Raw genomic sequence first — 18,208 nt, 5'->3', positions numbered from 1 at the left:
TTTGCGCCGATCCCGCTGGGGTCGGCTATTCCTTCCTTCCGAAGCTTTGCCTGCATCACTGTTTTCTTCCCCGCCGCATGTTTTAATAGCCCGCTTATAATCAGACCGGAAACCTGGCATTTTGCCTTTGTTTTCTCTCGGAATGAGCGGCTGCCATGTTTGAATTTACCCAGGTTCTGCTGTTGTTGCAGCAGATGTGCGTTTATCTTGTCATTGCTTATTTACTGAGCAAAACCCCGCTATTTATTCCTCTGACGCAGGTGACCATCCGGCTGCCGCATAAATTGTTGTGCTACCTCATCTTCTCGGTGTTCTGCATCATGGGCACCTATTTCGGTCTGCACGTCGAAGGTTCGATAGCCAATACCCGTGCCATCGGCGCTGTGCTGGGGGGGCTGCTGGGTGGGCCTTCGGTCGGTTTTCTGGTGGGGCTGACCGGTGGCCTGCACCGTTATACCCTGGGCGGCATGACCGATGTCGCCTGCGCGGTATCCACGGTAGCGGAAGGGCTGGTCGGCGGGCTGGTACACAGCATCGCCATGCGCCACAGGCGTATCGACCTGCTGTTTAATCCGTTGTTTGTCGCTGGTGTGGCGTTGGTCACCGAGGTGTTGCAGATGGCGATTATTCTGGCGATTGCGCGGCCTTTCGACGAGGCGCTGCGGCTGGTGGAGCACATTGCCTTGCCGATGTTGATCGCCAATACCCTGGGGGCGGCGATGTTCATGCAAATTCTGCTGGACCGGCGGGCGATGTTCGAGAAATACACCAGCGCGTTTTCCGCCAAGGCGCTGAAGATTGCCGAACGAACCGAAGGTATTTTGCGGCAGGGATTCGATCAGGAAAACAGTATGAAGGTGGCGCGAGTGATCTACCAAGAGCTGGGCATTGGCGCGGTGGCGATAACCGATCGCGAGAAGCTGCTGGCGTTTATCGGCATTGGCGATGACCACCATCTGCCGGGCACGCCGATCTCATCGGGGCATTCCCACCGCGCTATCGACAACAACGAAGTGGTGTACGCCGACGGTAACGAGCTTTCCTACTGCTGTTCGATCAACCCCAACTGCAAGCTGGGTTCGACTCTGGTGATCCCGCTGCGCGGCGAGAATCAGCGGGTGATCGGTACCATCAAGCTGTACGAACCCAAAAGCCGGTTGTTCAGCACCATCAATCGCACGCTGGGCGAGGGTATCGCCAGCCTGTTGTCTGCGCAGATTATGGCCGGGCAGTATGAGCGCCATAAACAGCTGCTGGCGCAGTCCGAAATCAAACTGCTGCATGCGCAGGTTAACCCGCATTTCCTGTTTAACGCCCTGAATACGCTGGTGGCGGTGATCCGGCGTGATAGCGACCGGGCCTGTGAATTGGTGCAGTATCTTTCCACCTTTTTCCGCAAAAACCTGAAACGTTCGGATGACGAGGTCAGCCTGGCGGACGAGCTTGAACACGTGAACGCCTACCTGCAAATTGAGCAGGCGCGTTTTGCCGATCGGCTGGAGATCGCAGTTTCGCTGCCGGCAGAACTGTTGGCGGTGCGGTTGCCGGCCTTTTCGCTGCAACCGATCGTCGAGAACGCCATCAAGCACGGCACATCGCAACTGTTGGGCGTGGGGCGGATCGATATCGGCGCGCGGCGCGAGGGGGAATGCCTGCTGCTGCAAGTGACCGATAACGCCGGTTTGTTCCAGCCGCAGCCGAACAACAGCGGGCTGGGGATGAACCTGGTGGATAAGCGCATTCGCGTACGCTACGGCGACGGTTACGGCGTTCAGGTGGCCTGCGAGCCGCAAACATTTACCCGCATTACGCTCAACGTGCCGCTGGCGAGGGCTGCCTGATGTTAAACGTACTGATTGTCGATGACGAACCTTCCGCACGCGATAACCTGCGGCATCTACTGGAGGCGGAAGAGGGTATCTGCATTGTCGGCGAATGCGCCAACGCGATAGAAGCCATCAGCGGGATCCACCGCCTGCAGCCGGACGTGGTGTTCCTGGATATTCAGATGCCGCGCATTACCGGGCTGGAGATGGTGGGCATGCTCGATCCCAACCGCATGCCGCATATCGTATTCCTGACCGCCTATGACGAGTATGCGGTGCAGGCTTTTGAAGAACACGCGTTTGACTATCTGCTGAAACCGGCGGAGCCGAAGCGGTTGAGCAAAACGCTGCAGCGCCTGCAGCAGCACCGCGGGCAGCAGAATGTCGCCGCACTGGATGAGAGTGCCGGCTATCTGAAATACATTCCCTGCACTGGCCACAGTCGCATCTACCTGCTGCGTTTTGACGAGGTGGTGGCTGTCCGTTCGCGGTTGAGCGGGGTGTTCGTGGTGCGCAATGACGGCATGGAGTGTTTCACCGAACTGACGCTGCGGACGCTGGAACTCCGTACGCCGCTGGTACGCTGCCACCGCCAGTATCTGGTCAACATGGAGCAGGTACGCGAAATTCGCTTCGAGGACAGCGGTGCGGCGGAGATGATCATGCCGGCCGGAGAACCGGTGCCGGTCAGCCGCCGCTACCTGAAAGCTCTGAAGGAAGAGCTGGGACTGCGGGGTTAGGGCGATTCTGAAATTATTGGCTTTGCGGGCGTCTTGATGACGCCCTTTTTGTTTGTCCTTGACGGGGTTACGCCGCGCTTATAGCTTTATTGACATCAACAGGCGCTTTTCGCGCCGGGCCAGCGTCAAAGGAAAAGAAAATGAGTGAAGCACGGATTATCGCCAAAGCGATGAAAGACGGGAAACCGGTACAGGATCTGGCGATCCTGCCCGCTTTGGCGAACCGCCATGGCCTGATTACCGGCGCGACCGGGACCGGTAAAACCGTGACGCTGCAAAGAATGGCCGAGCAGTTTTCGCGCATCGGCGTACCGGTGTTCTTGTCTGACGTGAAAGGCGATCTGTCGGGGATTGGCGCGGAAGGCGTGCCCTCCGAGAAGCTGCAAGCGCGCCTGTCGGCGATTGGGGTTAGCGACTGGCAGCCGCAGGCCTGCACCCTCATTCCCTGGGACATCTACGGCGAGAAGGGCCACCCGATCCGCGCTACCGTTTCCGATTTGGGGCCGCTGCTGTTAGGACGCTTGCTGGATCTGAACGACGTGCAAAGCGGCGTGCTGCAGCTGGTATTCAAAATCGCCGACGACAATGGGCTGCTGTTGCTGGACATGAAAGACCTGCGCGCCATGGTGCAATACGTGGGCGACAACGCCAAACAGTTCCAGACCCAGTACGGCAATATTTCTTCCGCCTCGGTCGGCGCTATCCAGCGCGGCCTGCTGACGCTGGAAGAGCAGGGGGCTAATCAGTTCTTCGGCGAGCCGATGCTGGACATCAATGACCTGATGAAAACCGACGCCAACGGCCACGGCATCATTAACCTGCTGGCGGCGGACAAGCTGATCAATCAGCCGAAGCTGTATTCGGTGTTCCTGCTGTGGCTGCTGGCCGAATTGTTCGAACACCTGCCGGAAGTGGGTGACCCGGAACAGCCGAAACTGGTGTTCTTCTTCGACGAAGCGCACCTGCTGTTCAACGACGCGCCGGCAGCGCTGCTGACCAAAATCGAGCAGGTGGTGCGCCTGATCCGCTCCAAAGGCGTCGGCATCTATTTTGTCACCCAAAACCCGTTGGATATCCCGGACAGCGTGCTTGGGCAGTTGGGCAACCGCGTGCAACATGCCCTGCGCGCCTTTACTCCTCGTGATCAGAAGGCGGTGAAAGCCGCAGCGCAAACCCTACGCGCCAACCCGGATTTCGACGCGGAAACGGCGATCACCGAACTGGGCGTGGGCGAGGCGCTGGTGTCATTCCTCGACGAGAAAGGGCGGCCTAACGTGGTGGAGCGTGCGATGGTGATCGCGCCGGAGTCCAAAATGGGCATGCTGGGGGCTGAAGGGCTAAACAGTGCAATTAACAAGTCACCGCTGTATGGCCGCTACGAGGATATGGTCGATCGCGAATCGGCTTATGAGAAACTGTCGTCGGAAGGGTTCGCCACCGTCGGCAGCCCGCAACCGGGCCAACCGGCGCAACAACCGCAGGCGCAGCAGCAGGCGGGCGGGGGCTTGATGGGGGGCCTGAACGAAATTCTGTTCGGGTCCACAGGCCCGCGTGGTGGCAAGCGCGACGGCATTGTCCAGACCGCCGCCAAGAGCATGGCGCGCGATCTCGGCCGCCAGATCCTGCGCGGTGTGCTTGGCTCGATCATGGGCGGCCGTAAAAAGTAAGCGGAAATTATCGGTAGCGGCAGTATCGTAGGGGCGTTGTATACTGCGCCCGTGTAAATCGGGGCGAGATATTTGCCCCCTACGATGATGTCCGTTGGAAACACTATGCTGCTGTTGATCGATAACTACGACTCTTTTACCTATAACCTTTACCAGTACTTCTGCGAATTAGGCGCCGAGGTGCTGGTGAAGCGTAACGACGAGCTGCAACTGGCCGATATCGAACGGCTGGCGCCGCAGCGTCTGGTGATCTCCCCTGGCCCCTGCACCCCGAACGAAGCCGGCATCTCGTTGGCCGCGATCCGTCATTTTGCCGGCAAGCTGCCGATCCTCGGCGTTTGCCTGGGGCATCAGGCGTTGGGTCAGGCGTTTGGAGCAAATGTGGTGCGCGCTCGCGAGGTGATGCACGGTAAAACCTCAGCGATCCGCCACCTCGACAGCGGCGTATTTCGCGGGCTGAACAACCCGTTGACCGTTACCCGCTATCACTCGCTGGTGCTGGAAGCCGCCACGCTGCCTGCCTGCTTCGACGTCACTGCCTGGAGCGAGCGCGACGGCGTTCGCGATGAAATCATGGGCATCCGCCACCGTCAGCTGGCGCTGGAAGGGGTACAGTTCCATCCTGAGAGCATCCTGAGCGAGCAGGGTCACCAACTGCTGGATAATTTCCTTAAAAGTTAATCGGTTATCTTTTTTTTACCGACGAAGACGATTTGCGTTTGCCCTTTATTGGTTTTTTATGCATATTTTGTGATTATATTTTCACTTAATGGCAGTGAAGATACCGAATCAATTTTAGGGTGGACCCCATAATGACCGAAAAATACCCAGTAAGCCGCAGCACTTTTGATCAGGTTATCTTGCCTGTTTATGCACCTGCCCAGTTTGTCCCGGTGAAGGGCAAAGGCAGCCGCGTGTGGGACCAGCAGGGGAACGAGTACATCGATTTCTCCGGCGGCATTGCGGTCACGGCGCTAGGGCATTGCCACCCCGCCTTGGTTGAGGCGCTGAAGCAGCAGGGCGAAACCCTGTGGCATACCAGCAATGTCTTCACCAATGAGCCGGCACTGCGGCTGGCCGGTAAACTGATTGACGCCACTTTTGCCGATCGGGTGTTTTTCGCCAACTCAGGCGCGGAAGCCAATGAAGCGGCCTTCAAGCTGGCGCGTCACTACGCCATTAGCCGCCACAGTCCGTATAAAACCAAAATCATCGCGTTTTATAACGCCTTTCACGGACGTACGCTGTTCACCGTTTCGGTGGGTGGGCAGGCCAAGTATTCTGATGGTTTTGGCCCAAAACCGGCGGATATCGTGCACGTGCCGTTCAACGATCTGGCGGCGGTAAAAGCGGTGATGGACGACCATACCTGTGCAGTGGTGATGGAGCCGATCCAGGGCGAAGGCGGGATAACCCCGGTGGACGCCGAATTCCTCAAAGGTGTGCGCGAACTGTGCGATAAACACCAGGCGCTGCTGGTGTTCGACGAAGTGCAAAGCGGCATGGGGCGCAGCGGCAAACTGTTCGCCTATATGCATTATGGCGTGACGCCGGATATTCTCACCACCGCCAAAGCGCTTGGCGGCGGTTTCCCGGTCAGCGCCATGTTGACCACCGAAGAGATTGCCTCGGTGATGCAGGTGGGTACCCATGGCACCACTTACGGCGGTAATCCGCTGGCCTGTGCGGTGGCGGAAGCGGCGCTGGACGTGATCAATACCCCGGAAGTGCTGAGCGGCATCGAACAACGCCATCTTCTGTACGTACAGGCATTGCAGAAAATTGGCGAGAAATACGGTATTTTCAGCGACATTCGCGGCATGGGGCTGCTGATTGGCGCCGAACTGACTCCACCGTATCACGGCAAGGCACGCGATTTCCTCACCGCCGCCGCCGCGCGTGGGCTGATGATCCTCAACGCCGGCCCTAATGTGATTCGCTTTGCCCCTTCACTGGTCGTGGAACTGAAAGACATCGACGATGGCATGGCGCTGTTTGAACTGGCGGTGCAGGACGTGATTAACGCTTAACCCCATCTCGGGATGACATGGGGCGCCGCAGGGCGCCCTTATTGATCGCGCAGTTTGCGTTTCAGCCAGATGCCGTGATGCGGGCGCTGGCGCCAGGCCAGCGATGAAATGGTATGCATGACGCTCAGGTGGGACAGGATGCGGCGCAGGTGGCGCTCCATCTCGGTGACCGGCATTTCCGGGTGTAAATCCGGTGGCTGCATGATGCTGTTGCCGCCGCTCGGCCCATCGTATTCCAGCCGCTGTTGGCAGCTTTGCAGTGCGATCTCGCAGGTTTGCAGATACTCCTGCGCCAGCTTTGGCGTCAGCATATAGTGCTCGCGCGCCAGAATGGTCATCGCGTTCAGGTGTTCGACAATAAACTGACTGTGCGTTACCCACAGGCGCATATCCGCCAGATAGCTGGATTCAAACCCCGGCTCCTGCATCGCCTGGTTGAGCGAGGTGAACAGCGCGTTGTGCGCCTGGTTCACCTGCATGCGCGCGTAAGCCAGCGCGCTGGGATCGGGTTCCTGCTCTTCCAGCAACAGGCGAAGCGCCTGTTGATCTTTCTCCAGCGCCTGATGAGCGTTCTTGCGCAGCAGGCCGCTTTGCCACTGTGGCCACAGCCAGATGGTACCGCCGAACACCAACACGCAGCCGATCAGGGTATCGATCAGGCGAGGGATCAGGAAATGCGTGCCGTTCAACGCCAGCAGTTGCAGGGTATAGACCGCCGTCACCGTAAAGCCTATCACCGCCAGCCCGTAGTTTTTACGCGAAACCAGATAGGCCGCCAGCGTAATGACCAACATTACGCTCAGGGTAGCGCCCTCGGGCATTTGCAACTGCAGCAATCCGGCGGCTATCACCAGCCCAGCCAATGTGCCGAGCGCACGGTGCTGGATGCGAACCCGGGTCGCGTTATAGCCGTTCTGGCTCACCAGCATGATGGTCAGCAGGATCCAGTAAGGTTTTGGCAGGTTGAAAACCATTCCCAGGCTGCTGCCCGCCGCCAGCATTACCCCCAGCCGGGCCGCATTGCGCAGGGCGTTGGATTTAAACGACAGGTAGCTGAACAACGCCGGCCAGAACGGCAAGCGGTTTTGATTGGCCATCAGGTCGCGACGGTATAACGGATGCTGGGTGCGCAGCAGGCGAGCGATGCGGTTGAAGTGGTAGTAACAGAACTGACCCACCGGATTGTCGGGGTGCTGTGCGGCCACTTTCTCCAGTGCCGCCAGCTCGTTGACCATACTGAAGCGCTGAGAGTATTGATGATAGAGAATATCGTGCGCCACCGTGCGCAGCCGGCCGGCAATCACCTGCGCATTGCGGCGGATAATCGCCTCGGCCTGACTCTGCTCCACCAGCTTTTGCACTTCTTCCGGCAGGTGCAGGCTGACGGTAATGTGCTCTTGCAAATCCAGCGCGACCTGAAAGGTCCGCTGCAGGCGTTTTTGCTCGAGATTATTGGCGTGCGGCAAAAAGTTAAGCTGCTGATACAGCAGGCTGATCAGGTCCATCACTTTTTGCTGGCGCACCAGCAGTGGGGGTAACGCAGTTTGCGGATCGGTATGTTGGGTTAACAGGGAATACTTGGCTTCGAAGTAGTCCGCCAGTTCCAGATAAAGCTGGCTCAGCGATTCGCGCATCGGCTGTTCTTTCCACAGTTTGAACCAGAACCAGGTGAACAGACCGTACCAGGCAGTACCCACCCCATACAGCAAGGGGGCGTACCACAGCGGCACCGTGCCGGCCATGCTGAGAGAAAATATGGCGGCGATCAACGCGGCGGGGAGCAGGCGGGCATGCAATGGGCTGATTTCGCCGCTGACGCCGAGCAGCAGCGCCAGGCCGAGCATCAACGCCGGGAGCGGCAGTTGCCACAGCAACGCCTGCTGCAGCAACAGGCTGCTGAGTGCAAACAGTGAGCCGCCGACGATCAGGCGTTTGAAAAAACGTTTGTGGGGCGTGTCCAGCCCGGCGATGTTACAGCAGGCGGGAACCAGGGAAAACAGCAGGCCGAGTTGCAGGTGGCCGATCAGCAGGCCAAAGAGCACCGGCAGACACAGCACCAGCGTTTGCCGCAGTGCGTAGTTGACTTCCGGGTGGTAAATCAGTCGACGCCACATGATTGGTCGGGGCATAAAAAAACGGCGCGAATCATCGCGCCGTTTTTTCAGTGATTAACGCGTGCCGTAAACGACAATGGTTTTGCCGTGGGCGGAAATCAGGTTTTGATCTTCCAGCATTTTCAGAATGCGGCCGACGGTTTCACGTGAGCAACCGACGATCTGGCCAATTTCCTGGCGGGTGATTTTGATCTGCATGCCGTCTGGGTGGGTCATGGCATCGGGCTGCTTCGCCAGGTTCAGCAACGTTTGCGCGATGCGGCCGGTAACGTCCAGGAAGGCGAGGTTACCCACTTTCTCTGAGGTCACTTGCAGGCGGCTTGCCATCTGCGCTGACAGGCGCATCAGGATGTCCGGGTTGACCTGAATCAGCTGGCGGAATTTCTTGTAAGAAATCTCAGCCACTTCACAGGCGGTCTTCGCCCTGACCCAGGCGCTACGCTCCTGGCCTTCTTCAAATAATCCAAGCTCGCCGATGAAATCCCCCTGGTTAAGGTAGGACAGGATCATCTCTTTACCTTCCTCATCTTTAATCAGCACCGCGACGGAGCCTTTGACGATGTAGTAAAGCGTTTCGGCTTTTTCACCTTGGTGAATCAGCGTACTTTTGGATGGATATTTGTGGATATGGCAATGAGACAGGAACCATTCGAGTGTAGGGTCTGTTTGCGGTTTGCCGAGAACCATTCGCTGTTATCCTCTGTTGTTATCGCTGCCTTGTGTCACAGGGGTCAGAGTTCCCTGTAAAACGTGCTGTCGCCGTTGTTTTAAGGGTGGCTGGCAGCAGGTTTTGAGGCGTGTCATAAATATACGCTGTCGCTCTAGCATATTAACTTGCCGGGAGAGCTGCAAGCTACATTCTATTAACATACCGGTAAAGGAGCCTTTCTCTGGGAGTTTCCCTGAAATCAGTGTCCCGGAAAGATTTATTGCGGCTCTGTTTGTAGCACAGAGTGAGGCGGGTGTCTCGTGTTGTCTTGCTCGCGCATGATTAGCATCAGGTTCCGTTGCCAGTTTCTATGCGAAAGCGTACCCTGATTTTAAGAAATTAACCGGAGTGACCAGCATGCAGGCAAGAGTTAAGTGGGTAGAAGGGTTGACGTTTCTGGGTGAGTCCGCGTCCGGCCATCAGGTATTGATGGATGGCAACGCCGGCGATAAAGCGCCCAGCCCAATGGAAATGGTGCTGATGTCGGTGGGTGGATGCAGCGCTATCGACGTGGTGTCGATCCTGAAAAAAGGGCGGAATGACGTGCGTGACTGCGAGGTGAAACTGACCTCCGAACGGCGTGAAGAAGCGCCGCGCGTATTTACCCATATCAACCTGCATTTTATCGTGACCGGTAAAGATCTGACCGACAATGTCGTTGAACGTGCGGTGAACCTCTCAGCCGAAAAATACTGCTCGGTATCGCTGATGCTGAGCAAGGCCGCCAGCGTGACCCACAGCTTTGAAATCCGCGACGTGGCGTAAAGCGCAAGAATACAGGGGCGCGGCCTGCCGCCGCGCTCTGGCCATTACCCGATTTTTTTGCCTTCCAGCAGTTGCTGTACCAGCGGCGCCATGATCAGCTCCATCGCCAGCCCCATCTTGCCGCCCGGCACGACCAGCGTATTGATGTGCGAGATAAAAGAGCCTTGCAGCATCGCCAGCAGATAAGGGAAATCGATCTGATCCAGCCCGCGGAAATGAATCACCACGAAGCTTTCATCCAGTGAAGGAATGGCTTTGGCGGCGAACGGGTTGGAGGTATCGACCGTCGGCACGCGCTGGAAGTTGATGTGGGTGCGCGAGAACTGCGGCGTGATGTAGTTGATATAGTCCTCCATCGAACGCACCACAGAATCCATCACCGCTTCACGGGAATGGCCGCGCTCGCCGGTATCGCGGATCAGTTTTTGGATCCACTCCAGGTTAACGATCGGTACCACGCCGACCAGCAGATCGACATGTTTGGCCACGTCGGTATGTTCGGTAACCACGCCGCCATGCAACCCTTCATAGAACAGCACGTCGGTCGGTGCCGGCAGCGCTTCCCACGGCGTAAAGGTACCGGGTACCTGGTTATAGGGCACCGCTTCGTCGTAGGTATGAAGATACTTGCGCGACCGGCCGGTGCCGTTCTTGCCGTACTCGATAAAGCTTTGTTGCAGAAGGCCGAAGTCGTTGGCCTCAGGTCCGAAATAACTGATATGACGACCCAGATCGCGCGCTTTGCGGATCGCCGCGTCCATTTCCGGCCGGGTATAGCGGTGGAAGCTGTCGCCTTCCAGCTCAGCCGCCTGGATGTTCAACTGCTGGAATATCTTACGGAACGCCACGCTGGTGGTGGTGGTACCGGCGCCGCTGGAGCCGGTCACTGCGATAACGGGATGTTTGGCGGACATGGTGGTTGTCACTCCGTGTTAAATGCGCCGGCGTCAGAGTAGGTTATTGGTCTGTTTGACGCCCTTTCGCCAAGGGCAAAATTCCGCGCGCGGGTTTGCAATGGTTCATTGTTACCTGATTTTTTCCGTCAGTCATAGAACCGGCAGGCACTAAATTTCTTCCTGCCCGGCGCGAAACTGCCCGCGCGGCATGATGTTGATGGTTTCATGCAGTTCTGACCACACCAGCAGTACCTCGCCGTTTTGCAACTGGCGGCGAACGTCTTCCACTTTCTGCTCCAGCGAACGTTCGTGTTCGCCATAGTCGGTGCCCTCGCGCAGCACAAAGGATTCGATCAGGCTGTTCAGGGTCTCGGTTTCCAGTTCTTTCCAGGGGATAATCACGTTGCGGGTTCCAGATAAGGGGAAAGCCAGGATGGAATGCGGTATTCCAGCCACATGTGGGGTTTGTTCAAACTGCCGCCGACAAAGCCGACGTGGCCGCCAAACTCGGTCAACTGGTATTCAATGTTGCGCGGCAGTCTGGCGATGTCGGGGATCACCGCGTCGGTCATGAAGGGATCGTCTTTGGCATGGATGATCAGCAGCGGCGTTTGAATTGCCGGTAACAGCGGCAGCGCGCTGCAACGGCGGTAGTAATCGGTGGCGTCGCTAAAGCCGTGGACGCGCGAGGTTATGACATCGTCAAAATCGCGGATACGGCGCAGCGCCTGGAGTTGCGACAGTTTGAGCGGCAGGGTGTCGGGATAGTGCAGCAGCTTGCGGGTGGCGTTTTGTTTCAACTGCCCGAGCAGATAGTGTTGATAAACGCGCGAAAACCCTTGATCCATCCGCAATGAGCAGGGCTCCAGCATCAAGGGTGCAGACACGATCACCGCCGCCTGCAACAGACTGTCTGCCCCCTGCTGCGCCAGGTAGCAGGCCAGCATGTTGCCGCCGAGCGAGACGCCAACCGCCGCCGTCGGCACTTCGCCGTGGGTGGCGTGCAGCCACCGCAGAAAAAAGCGTGCATCCTCCGTTTCCCCGGAGTGATAGATGCGCTGTTTGCGGTTCGGTACGCCGCTGCAACCGCGAAAATGCATAACTACCCCGAGCCAACCTTTTTCACGCCAGGCGTTGAGCAGGCCATGGGCATAGGGGCTGTAGAAGTTGCCTTCCAACCCATGGAACAGCACCACGCGCGGCTTGCCGGCCGCCTGCGCCGGATCTTCGCTCCAGGCGAGATCGACAAAATCGCCGTCGGGCAATTCCAGCCGCTGCCAGTGCGGTTTCAACCGCACGCGGCGGCGCACCAGCCGTGGCAGCAGCGTTTGCAAATGTGGGTTACTGGCCCCGGTCAAAGGGCGAAAGGATTCATGCATAACCTGAGTTAAAATCTTATTGGCGGCTATTGTCTGATCAATAGCGCACTGTTAGCTTCAATACCATGAGTTAACAATAATACTGCAAAAAACGCCCCGGGTGAGGAGCACCCGCTTCATGGAACCGAGTTTATTTCTTTCGATGTTAGGCTTCCTGTGGGTTGCCGCGATCACGCCTGGCCCCAACAATATGTTACTGACCACCTCCGGCGCCAACTTTGGCTTTATGCGCTCACTGCTGTTGATGATGGGTATTATGCTCGGCATGCAAAGCATTTTGCTGTTGGTGGCATTTGGCGTCGGTAGCCTGATTTTGGTTTATCCTGCGCTGCACCTGATCCTGAAAGTCCTCGGCAGCCTGTACCTGTTATGGCTGGCGTGGAAAGTCGCTACCGCTGCCTATGAGAAACTGGAAACCGACGTGGCACCGCCGCAGCCTATACGGTTGTATCAGGGCTGGTTGTTGCAGTTCCTCAACCCCAAGGCCTGGCTGATGGCGTTGGGCGCGGTGGCGAGCTTCAGTCTGGCGGGCGAGAAATATAACGCTTCTATTCTGGCGATTGCGCTGGGTATTCTCGTGGTGAATGTCGTCGCCGGGGTGATTTGGCTGGGGTTCGGCACGGTGATTGGCCGCTTGCTGCGCAGCAAAAAGGCCTGGATCATTTTTAACCTTTCCATGGGGCTGCTAACCGCGGCCTGTGTGTTACTTATCTGGCATTAAGGAATTGCGGATGACGGAAAATTACTTCCACGTAGTGGCGTTTACCGGCGAAGGCTTACGTGGCAATCCGGCGGGTGTATGCCTGCTGAAACAACCGTTATCGACTGCCGAGATGCAGGCCATTGCCAATGAGCTGTGCCTGCCGGAAACCAGTTTTGTTTGGGACGATGGCGATATGTCCGCGATTCGCTGGTTCACCCCGCAGCGTGAGGTGGATCTCTGTGGCCACGGCACGCTGGCGGCGGCGCATGTGATGTTCAGCGCGGTGAATCCGGCGTTGCAGGATATCCGCTTCCGCTCGGTCGGCGGTGAGCTGTACGTTAAGCGTGATGCCGGCGACGGCGAGCGGTTGATCCTGGATTTCCCTTCGCGATTGCCGCAAAAGGTGGCAGAGCCGGCCGGGTTGGCGGCGCTGCTCGGCGTGAAACCGCAGGACGTGTGGCAGGCCACCGCGTTGTTGGTGCTACTGGACAGCGAAGCCCAGGTGCGGGCGTTGCAGCCGGACATCCCGGCGTTAATCGCGCTGGCCGGCCGCGCGGTCATCGTCAGCGCCCCGGGTGAAAAGGTAGATTTTGTCTCGCGTTATTTTACCCTCGACGGCGGCGAAGACCCGGTGACCGGCTCCGCGCACTGCACGCTGGCACCTTATTGGGCTGCACGCCTGGGGCGCCATAAGCTGCATGCCCGGCAGATTTCCGCTCGTGGCGGTGAGCTGTTTTGCGAATGGAAAGGCGATCGCACGCTGATTGGCGGCTATGCGCGGACGTTTTTACGTGGAGATATCACGCCTTAATCATTCACGGCACCGCTGGGGCCGCGGAGCGGGGAACGCTTGCCGCCGAGGTTGCCTCGGCGTCGGATGTTCAGCCTGAACCTCGTTCTACCAGGCGCCATGTCAGCACTTCATTGCTCGGCGGTAACTGGGGGTTTTTAATTTTCTCCAGCAATAGCTGCACGCTGCGAATGCCAAACTGATGCATAGGTTGTTCGATGGTGGTCAACGGCGGGGTAGTGATCGCGCCGAACGGCACGCCGTCGAAACCCATCACCGCGACGTCTTCGGGAATGCGCAATCCTTGCTGGTGCAAGGTGCTTATCGCACCGCCGGCAATCACGTCCGAGATGGCGAAAACCGCGTCGGGTCGTTGTTCGGCGCTCAACAGGCGCGCCATCGCTTGTGCGCCGGCGGCATACTCCAGCCCCTCTACGTACTCCACCTGACAATATTCCAGCCCCAAATCGGCCAGCGCCTGACGGTAGCCCTGTTCCCGCTGTTGCGAATAGAGGTAGCGCATATCACTGTTAATCAGTGCGATACGTCGGTGGCCCCGACCTGCCAGATGACGTACGCCGGCGACGGCGGCTTGATGGTTATCGATGGTCACGGAGGACGCGCGGAAGTCAGGATCGCCTTCGCCGCATTGCACCCAGGGGAAGTCACCGATCATGGCGGTCAGGCCAGGCAGGCAACTGACGGCATCCATGGTGATCACGCCGTCGACCACCTTGCCGCTTAGCAGGCTGAGGTAAGCGGATTCCCGTGTTGGATTGGATTCGGAGTTACACAACAGAATGTGGTAACCGTGACGCTCGGCCTCTTCCTCGATGCCGCGTACCACCAGCGAACAGAAGGGATTGGTGATGCTGGATACCAGCACCAGCAGCATACGGCTGCGGGAGGTGCGCAACTGGCGTGCCAGCAGATTGGGCTGATAATCACATTCGCGAATTGCCGCCAGCACCTTTTCCCGGGTGACCGGTTTGACGATCTGCTGGCCGTTCAATACCCGCGATACCGTGGCTGCGGAAACCCCGGCCATTTTCGCCACTTTTTCGATCGACATGGTTTGCTCTTCCTTCTGCCCATTTGCCTCGCACAATATGCCGAAGCTCGGGATAAAGTACGACCCCGACCTCCGGTTTGTGACGTTGCTTACAAATTCAAATAATGAATGCATCTCCCTACATTAATCAGGTTGATGAAAAAAAGAAATCGATTACATTTTGCTCATGGTGAAAATGAAATCGATTACATTTTGCGATTTCGCATCATTTCACTCAGTTCAGAACCGCAAAGAGGTGGCGAATGCGAGTGCAACTGAAGTTGGCGGAAAGTGGCGATCGCAATGAGATTGCCCGGCTGATTCATCTTTCGACCAATGCCTGGTACCAGCGCCATGGCCGGGAAGCTATTTTCCCCGCCGGGCCGGAAAGCTGCGAATTGTTTGTTGATGTTTACCATCGACTGGACCGCGGGCATCACTGGATTGCCCGCGATGAGCGAGACGTGCTTTGCGGTTCCTGTTTCTTTCACCCGCGCGACACTCATCTCGGGCTGGGCATCATGAATGTGCATCCGGATTATTTTGGTTGCGGTATCGCCGCGCAGTTGCTGGCCAAGGCCGACGAATTGGCGGGCGATCTGCCGGTGCGGCTGCTGTCCAGTGCGCTGAATATGGATTCCTATGCGTTGTATCACCGCGCGGGTTTTGCGCCCTATGCCGTTTATCAGGACATGGCGATAGCGGTACCGGCGCAGGGTTTTTCATTTCCCCGGCTGACGCGCGGTCGGGTGCGCGCCGCACGGCCGGAAGATTTGCCCGGCATCCTGCTGCTGGAACGTGAGCTGCTGGGTATCGAACGCCGAAATGATATCGACTATTTCCTTAATGACGCGAGCGGGCTATGGCGAGTGGCGGTGTGGGAGCTTGACGGCGGCATTGGCGGCTATCTGGCTTCGGTGGCGCATCCAGCCTCCCGTTTGCTCGGGCCGGGCTGTTGCCACAGCGAAGAGATTGCCCTCGAACTGCTGGGCTGGATGCTGGATCGTCATCATCGCGGCAGCGTGCCGGTGGTGTTGGTACCGGCGCGACGTTCCGCCCTCAGCCAGGTGCTGTTGCAGTGGGGCGGGCGGATTCGCGAATTACATTTGGCGCAGGTGAAAGGCCGAGCGCAACAACCCGGCGGTGTGGTTATGCCGTCCTTCCTGCCGGAAAGCGGTTAGACAACATCACAACAATACCGATGGGGGAGTTATGCAAACTGACAGCGTGGTCCTGGGGGCCGGAAGTGTCGCATTCAAATGGGCAGTGCCGCGGTTGGCGCTGATGATGTTTCTGCAGTTTTTTGTCTGGGGCGCCTGGTACGTCACGCTTGGCGTGGTGATGGGCAAATACGGGCTGGCGGCAATCATAGGCGATGCCTATTCCACGGGGCCGATTGCTTCGATCCTGTCACCCTTCGTGCTTGGCATGGTGGTGGATCGCTTTTTCGCTTCGCAGAAGGTACTGGGCATCTTGCATCTGATCGGCGCGGGGTTGCTGTGGCTGATGCCCGGCTTCTTTTCCTCCGGTCAGAGTGGCCTGCTGTGGATTATCTTCGGCTATATGCTGTGCTATATGCCGACCATCGCCCTGAGCAACAACGTAGCGTTTTACAGCCTGAGCAACAGCGATAAAGCCTTCCCGGTGGTACGAGCGTTCGGCACCCTGGGCTGGATTGTCGCCGGGCTGATTGTCGGCGCCAGCGGCCTGTCGGACAGCACCGGCATCTTCACGCTGGCGGCGGTGGCCTCGCTGGCATTGGGCATTTACAGCTTTACCCTGCCGCACACCCCGGCGCCGGAACGCGGCAAACCGGTGAAAATGCGCGACCTGCTGTGCGCCGATGCTTTCGCCATGCTCAAACAGCGCCATTTCCTGGTGTTTATCATTTGCGCCACGCTGATCTCGATCCCGCTGGCGGCTTACTACGCTTATGCCGCACCCTTCGTGGCGGCAACCGGATTCACCAATGTCGGTGGCGTGATGTCGCTCGGTCAAATGTCCGAACTGTTCTTTATGCTGTTGATCCCGTTCCTGTTTGCCCGATTGGGCATCAAGGTGATGCTGCTGATTGGCATGTTGTCGTGGTTCCTGCGCTACGTGATGTTCGCGCTGGGTATCACCGAAGAACTGCGCTGGATGATCTACCTCGGCATCATCCTGCATGGCATGTGTTACGACTTCTTCTTTGTGATCGGGTTTATCTACACCGACAAGGTGGCCGGCGACAAGGTGAAAGGTCAGGCGCAGAGCCTGTTGGTGCTGTTTACTTACGGCCTTGGCATGCTGATCGGTTCGCAGATCAGCGGTGCGCTGTTCAATCGCATGGTGACTGCGGAAGGGGCGGCGGCGCTGCCGCAGTGGCAAAACTTCTGGTGGTATCCGGCCATCGGCGCTCTGGTGATCGCGGCGTTGTTCTTCTTCACTTTCAACTACCGGGAAACCCCGGCAGGGGAGAAACGTGATGGCTGATTTACGCGTGCTGGTGGTGGGCTGCGGCAATATGGGAGCGTCGCACGCCGCAGCCTATCACTCCCTGGAGGGGGTCGACATTTGCGGATTGGTGGCGCGCGGTGATTCGCGTCGTCGGCTCAACGCTCAGTTGGGCGGCGGTTACCCGGAGTACGGTGATTTCACCGAGGCGCTGGCGGCATCGCGGCCGGATGCTGTCTGTCTGACGACCTGGCCCGATACCCATGAGGCTTATGCGCTGGCCGCTCTGGCTGCAGGCTGCCACCTGTTCATTGAAAAACCGCTCGCCACTACCGTGGCCGGTGCCGAGCGGGTGATCGCGGCGGCACGTGCGGCCGGACGGCAGTTGGTGGTGGGCTATATCCTGCGCCATCACCCGTCATGGCAGCAATTCGTCGAACTGGCGCGCGGGCTGGGTAAACCGCTGGTGATGCGCATGAACCTCAATCAGCAGAGCCACGGCCAGATGTGGGACGTGCATCGCAACCTGATGCAGTCGCTGTCACCGATTGTCGATTGCGGGGTGCATTACCTCGACGTGATGTGCCAGATGACGCAGGCGGAACCGCTCAGCGTCAGTGCCATTGGTGCGCGGCTTAGCGAAGAGTTGCCAGCGGGGATGTACAACTACGGCCAGTTGCAGGTGCGCTTCGCCGACGGTTCTGTGGGTTGGTATGAGGCCGGCTGGGGGCCAATGATCAGCGAAACGGCCTTCTTTGTGAAAGACGTGATTGGGCCGAAAGGCGCGGTTTCGATCGTTGCACGCCACACGGCGGCGGGGGAGTCCGATAACGTCGACGCCCATACTCGTACGGAATCGCTGCGCATTCATCATGCGGCATTGGATGAAAACAATCAGTTTGTGCGGCCGGATCGCTGGATTGATTGTCAGGACGAGCCGGACCATCTGGCATTGTGCCTGAGCGAGCAGCGCTATTTTCTTCAGGCAATAGAGGGCGGGCTGGATCTCGGCCGACATTGGCAGGATGCGTTAAACAGCCTGCGTGTGGTGCTGGCGGCGGACGAAGCGGTACGCAGCCAAAGAACGGTAATGCTACGGAGGTAA

Annotated in this window: 17 protein-coding genes; 11 read left to right on the top strand and 6 right to left on the bottom strand. The window is 58.1% G+C overall.

Going from position 1 to position 18,208, the window contains the following annotated elements; all coding sequences use genetic code 11:
• Window positions 1-155: 155 nt before the first annotated feature.
• From QZQ97_RS21015 to argD, 5 genes are all read left to right on the top strand, one after another.
• The gene (locus QZQ97_RS21015) at window positions 156-1,841 is read left to right on the top strand and encodes a sensor histidine kinase (protein WP_311995022.1); all 1,686 of its coding nucleotides are present in this window, start codon (window positions 156-158) and stop codon (window positions 1,839-1,841) included.
• Window positions 1,841-2,566: a two-component system response regulator BtsR gene (gene btsR, locus QZQ97_RS21010; RefSeq protein ID WP_311995021.1), complete on the top strand. Its 726-nt coding sequence runs from the start codon at window positions 1,841-1,843 to the stop codon at window positions 2,564-2,566. Before QZQ97_RS21015 ends, btsR begins: the two co-directional genes overlap by 1 nt.
• Before the next feature lie 140 nt (window positions 2,567-2,706).
• Window positions 2,707-4,233 (top strand): helicase HerA-like domain-containing protein, encoded by a 1,527-nt coding sequence (locus QZQ97_RS21005; protein ID WP_311995020.1) that lies wholly within the window; start codon window positions 2,707-2,709, stop codon window positions 4,231-4,233.
• Between the two features lie 105 nt (window positions 4,234-4,338).
• Window positions 4,339-4,914 (top strand): aminodeoxychorismate synthase component II, encoded by a 576-nt coding sequence (locus tag QZQ97_RS21000; RefSeq protein WP_311995019.1) that lies wholly within the window; start codon window positions 4,339-4,341, stop codon window positions 4,912-4,914.
• Window positions 4,915-5,045: 131 nt separating this feature from the next.
• On the top strand, window positions 5,046-6,263 hold the full coding sequence (argD, locus tag QZQ97_RS20995) for a bifunctional acetylornithine/succinyldiaminopimelate transaminase (protein ID WP_311995018.1): 1,218 nt from the start codon (window positions 5,046-5,048) through the stop codon (window positions 6,261-6,263).
• A gap of 38 nt (window positions 6,264-6,301) precedes the next feature.
• Here argD and QZQ97_RS20990 read toward each other — a convergent pair whose 3' ends face one another.
• Complete coding sequence (locus QZQ97_RS20990; protein ID WP_311995017.1) at window positions 6,302-8,377, bottom strand: YccS/YhfK family putative transporter; 2,076 nt, start codon at window positions 8,375-8,377, stop codon at window positions 6,302-6,304.
• Window positions 8,378-8,431: 54 nt separating this feature from the next.
• Window positions 8,432-9,064, bottom strand: a complete 633-nt coding sequence (gene crp / locus QZQ97_RS20985; RefSeq protein ID WP_004090925.1) for a cAMP-activated global transcriptional regulator CRP — start codon at window positions 9,062-9,064, stop codon at window positions 8,432-8,434.
• Window positions 9,065-9,443: 379 nt separating this feature from the next.
• On the opposite strand from crp, the gene QZQ97_RS20980 reads away from it, so the two are divergent.
• The gene (locus QZQ97_RS20980) at window positions 9,444-9,851 is read left to right on the top strand and encodes an OsmC family protein (protein ID WP_311995016.1); all 408 of its coding nucleotides are present in this window, start codon (window positions 9,444-9,446) and stop codon (window positions 9,849-9,851) included.
• Between the two features lie 44 nt (window positions 9,852-9,895).
• On the opposite strand, the gene QZQ97_RS20975 is transcribed toward QZQ97_RS20980, so the two are convergent.
• The 3 genes from QZQ97_RS20975 to QZQ97_RS20965 form a co-directional block, all read right to left on the bottom strand.
• Window positions 9,896-10,765: a phosphoribulokinase gene (locus QZQ97_RS20975; protein WP_311995015.1), complete on the bottom strand. Its 870-nt coding sequence runs from the start codon at window positions 10,763-10,765 to the stop codon at window positions 9,896-9,898.
• 150 nt (window positions 10,766-10,915) lie between these two features.
• Window positions 10,916-11,149: a YheU family protein gene (locus tag QZQ97_RS20970; RefSeq protein WP_006319020.1), complete on the bottom strand. Its 234-nt coding sequence runs from the start codon at window positions 11,147-11,149 to the stop codon at window positions 10,916-10,918.
• A complete protein-coding gene (locus tag QZQ97_RS20965; RefSeq protein ID WP_311995014.1) occupies window positions 11,146-12,126 on the bottom strand; it encodes a hydrolase in 981 nt (326 codons plus the stop codon). The genes QZQ97_RS20970 and QZQ97_RS20965 overlap by 4 nt, the downstream gene beginning before the upstream one ends.
• A 118-nt stretch (window positions 12,127-12,244) precedes the next feature.
• On the opposite strand from QZQ97_RS20965, the gene QZQ97_RS20960 reads away from it, so the two are divergent.
• Both QZQ97_RS20960 and QZQ97_RS20955 read left to right on the top strand, forming a co-directional pair.
• Window positions 12,245-12,847: a LysE family translocator gene (locus tag QZQ97_RS20960; protein WP_311995013.1), complete on the top strand. Its 603-nt coding sequence runs from the start codon at window positions 12,245-12,247 to the stop codon at window positions 12,845-12,847.
• 10 nt (window positions 12,848-12,857) lie between these two features.
• Window positions 12,858-13,640: a PhzF family phenazine biosynthesis protein gene (locus QZQ97_RS20955; RefSeq protein WP_311995012.1), complete on the top strand. Its 783-nt coding sequence runs from the start codon at window positions 12,858-12,860 to the stop codon at window positions 13,638-13,640.
• A gap of 70 nt (window positions 13,641-13,710) precedes the next feature.
• Here QZQ97_RS20955 and QZQ97_RS20950 read toward each other — a convergent pair whose 3' ends face one another.
• The gene (locus QZQ97_RS20950) at window positions 13,711-14,691 is read right to left on the bottom strand and encodes a LacI family DNA-binding transcriptional regulator (RefSeq protein ID WP_311995011.1); all 981 of its coding nucleotides are present in this window, start codon (window positions 14,689-14,691) and stop codon (window positions 13,711-13,713) included.
• Window positions 14,692-14,933: 242 nt separating this feature from the next.
• Between QZQ97_RS20950 and QZQ97_RS20945 the strand changes: the two genes are divergently transcribed.
• From QZQ97_RS20945 to QZQ97_RS20935, 3 genes are read left to right on the top strand one after another with little or no spacing between them, the layout of a single operon-like run.
• Window positions 14,934-15,851 (top strand): GNAT family N-acetyltransferase, encoded by a 918-nt coding sequence (locus tag QZQ97_RS20945; protein WP_311995010.1) that lies wholly within the window; start codon window positions 14,934-14,936, stop codon window positions 15,849-15,851.
• Between the two features lie 31 nt (window positions 15,852-15,882).
• Complete coding sequence (locus QZQ97_RS20940; protein ID WP_311995009.1) at window positions 15,883-17,142, top strand: MFS transporter; 1,260 nt, start codon at window positions 15,883-15,885, stop codon at window positions 17,140-17,142.
• Window positions 17,135-18,208, top strand: coding sequence for a Gfo/Idh/MocA family protein (locus QZQ97_RS20935; protein ID WP_311995008.1), 1,074 nt, complete (start codon window positions 17,135-17,137; stop codon window positions 18,206-18,208). Before QZQ97_RS20940 ends, QZQ97_RS20935 begins: the two co-directional genes overlap by 8 nt.

It is taken from the genome of Serratia sp. root2 (assembly GCF_031931805.1).
Lineage (GTDB): Bacteria > Pseudomonadota > Gammaproteobacteria > Enterobacterales > Enterobacteriaceae > Serratia > Serratia inhibens.
This window is presented reverse-complemented; position numbering and strand designations above follow the sequence as displayed.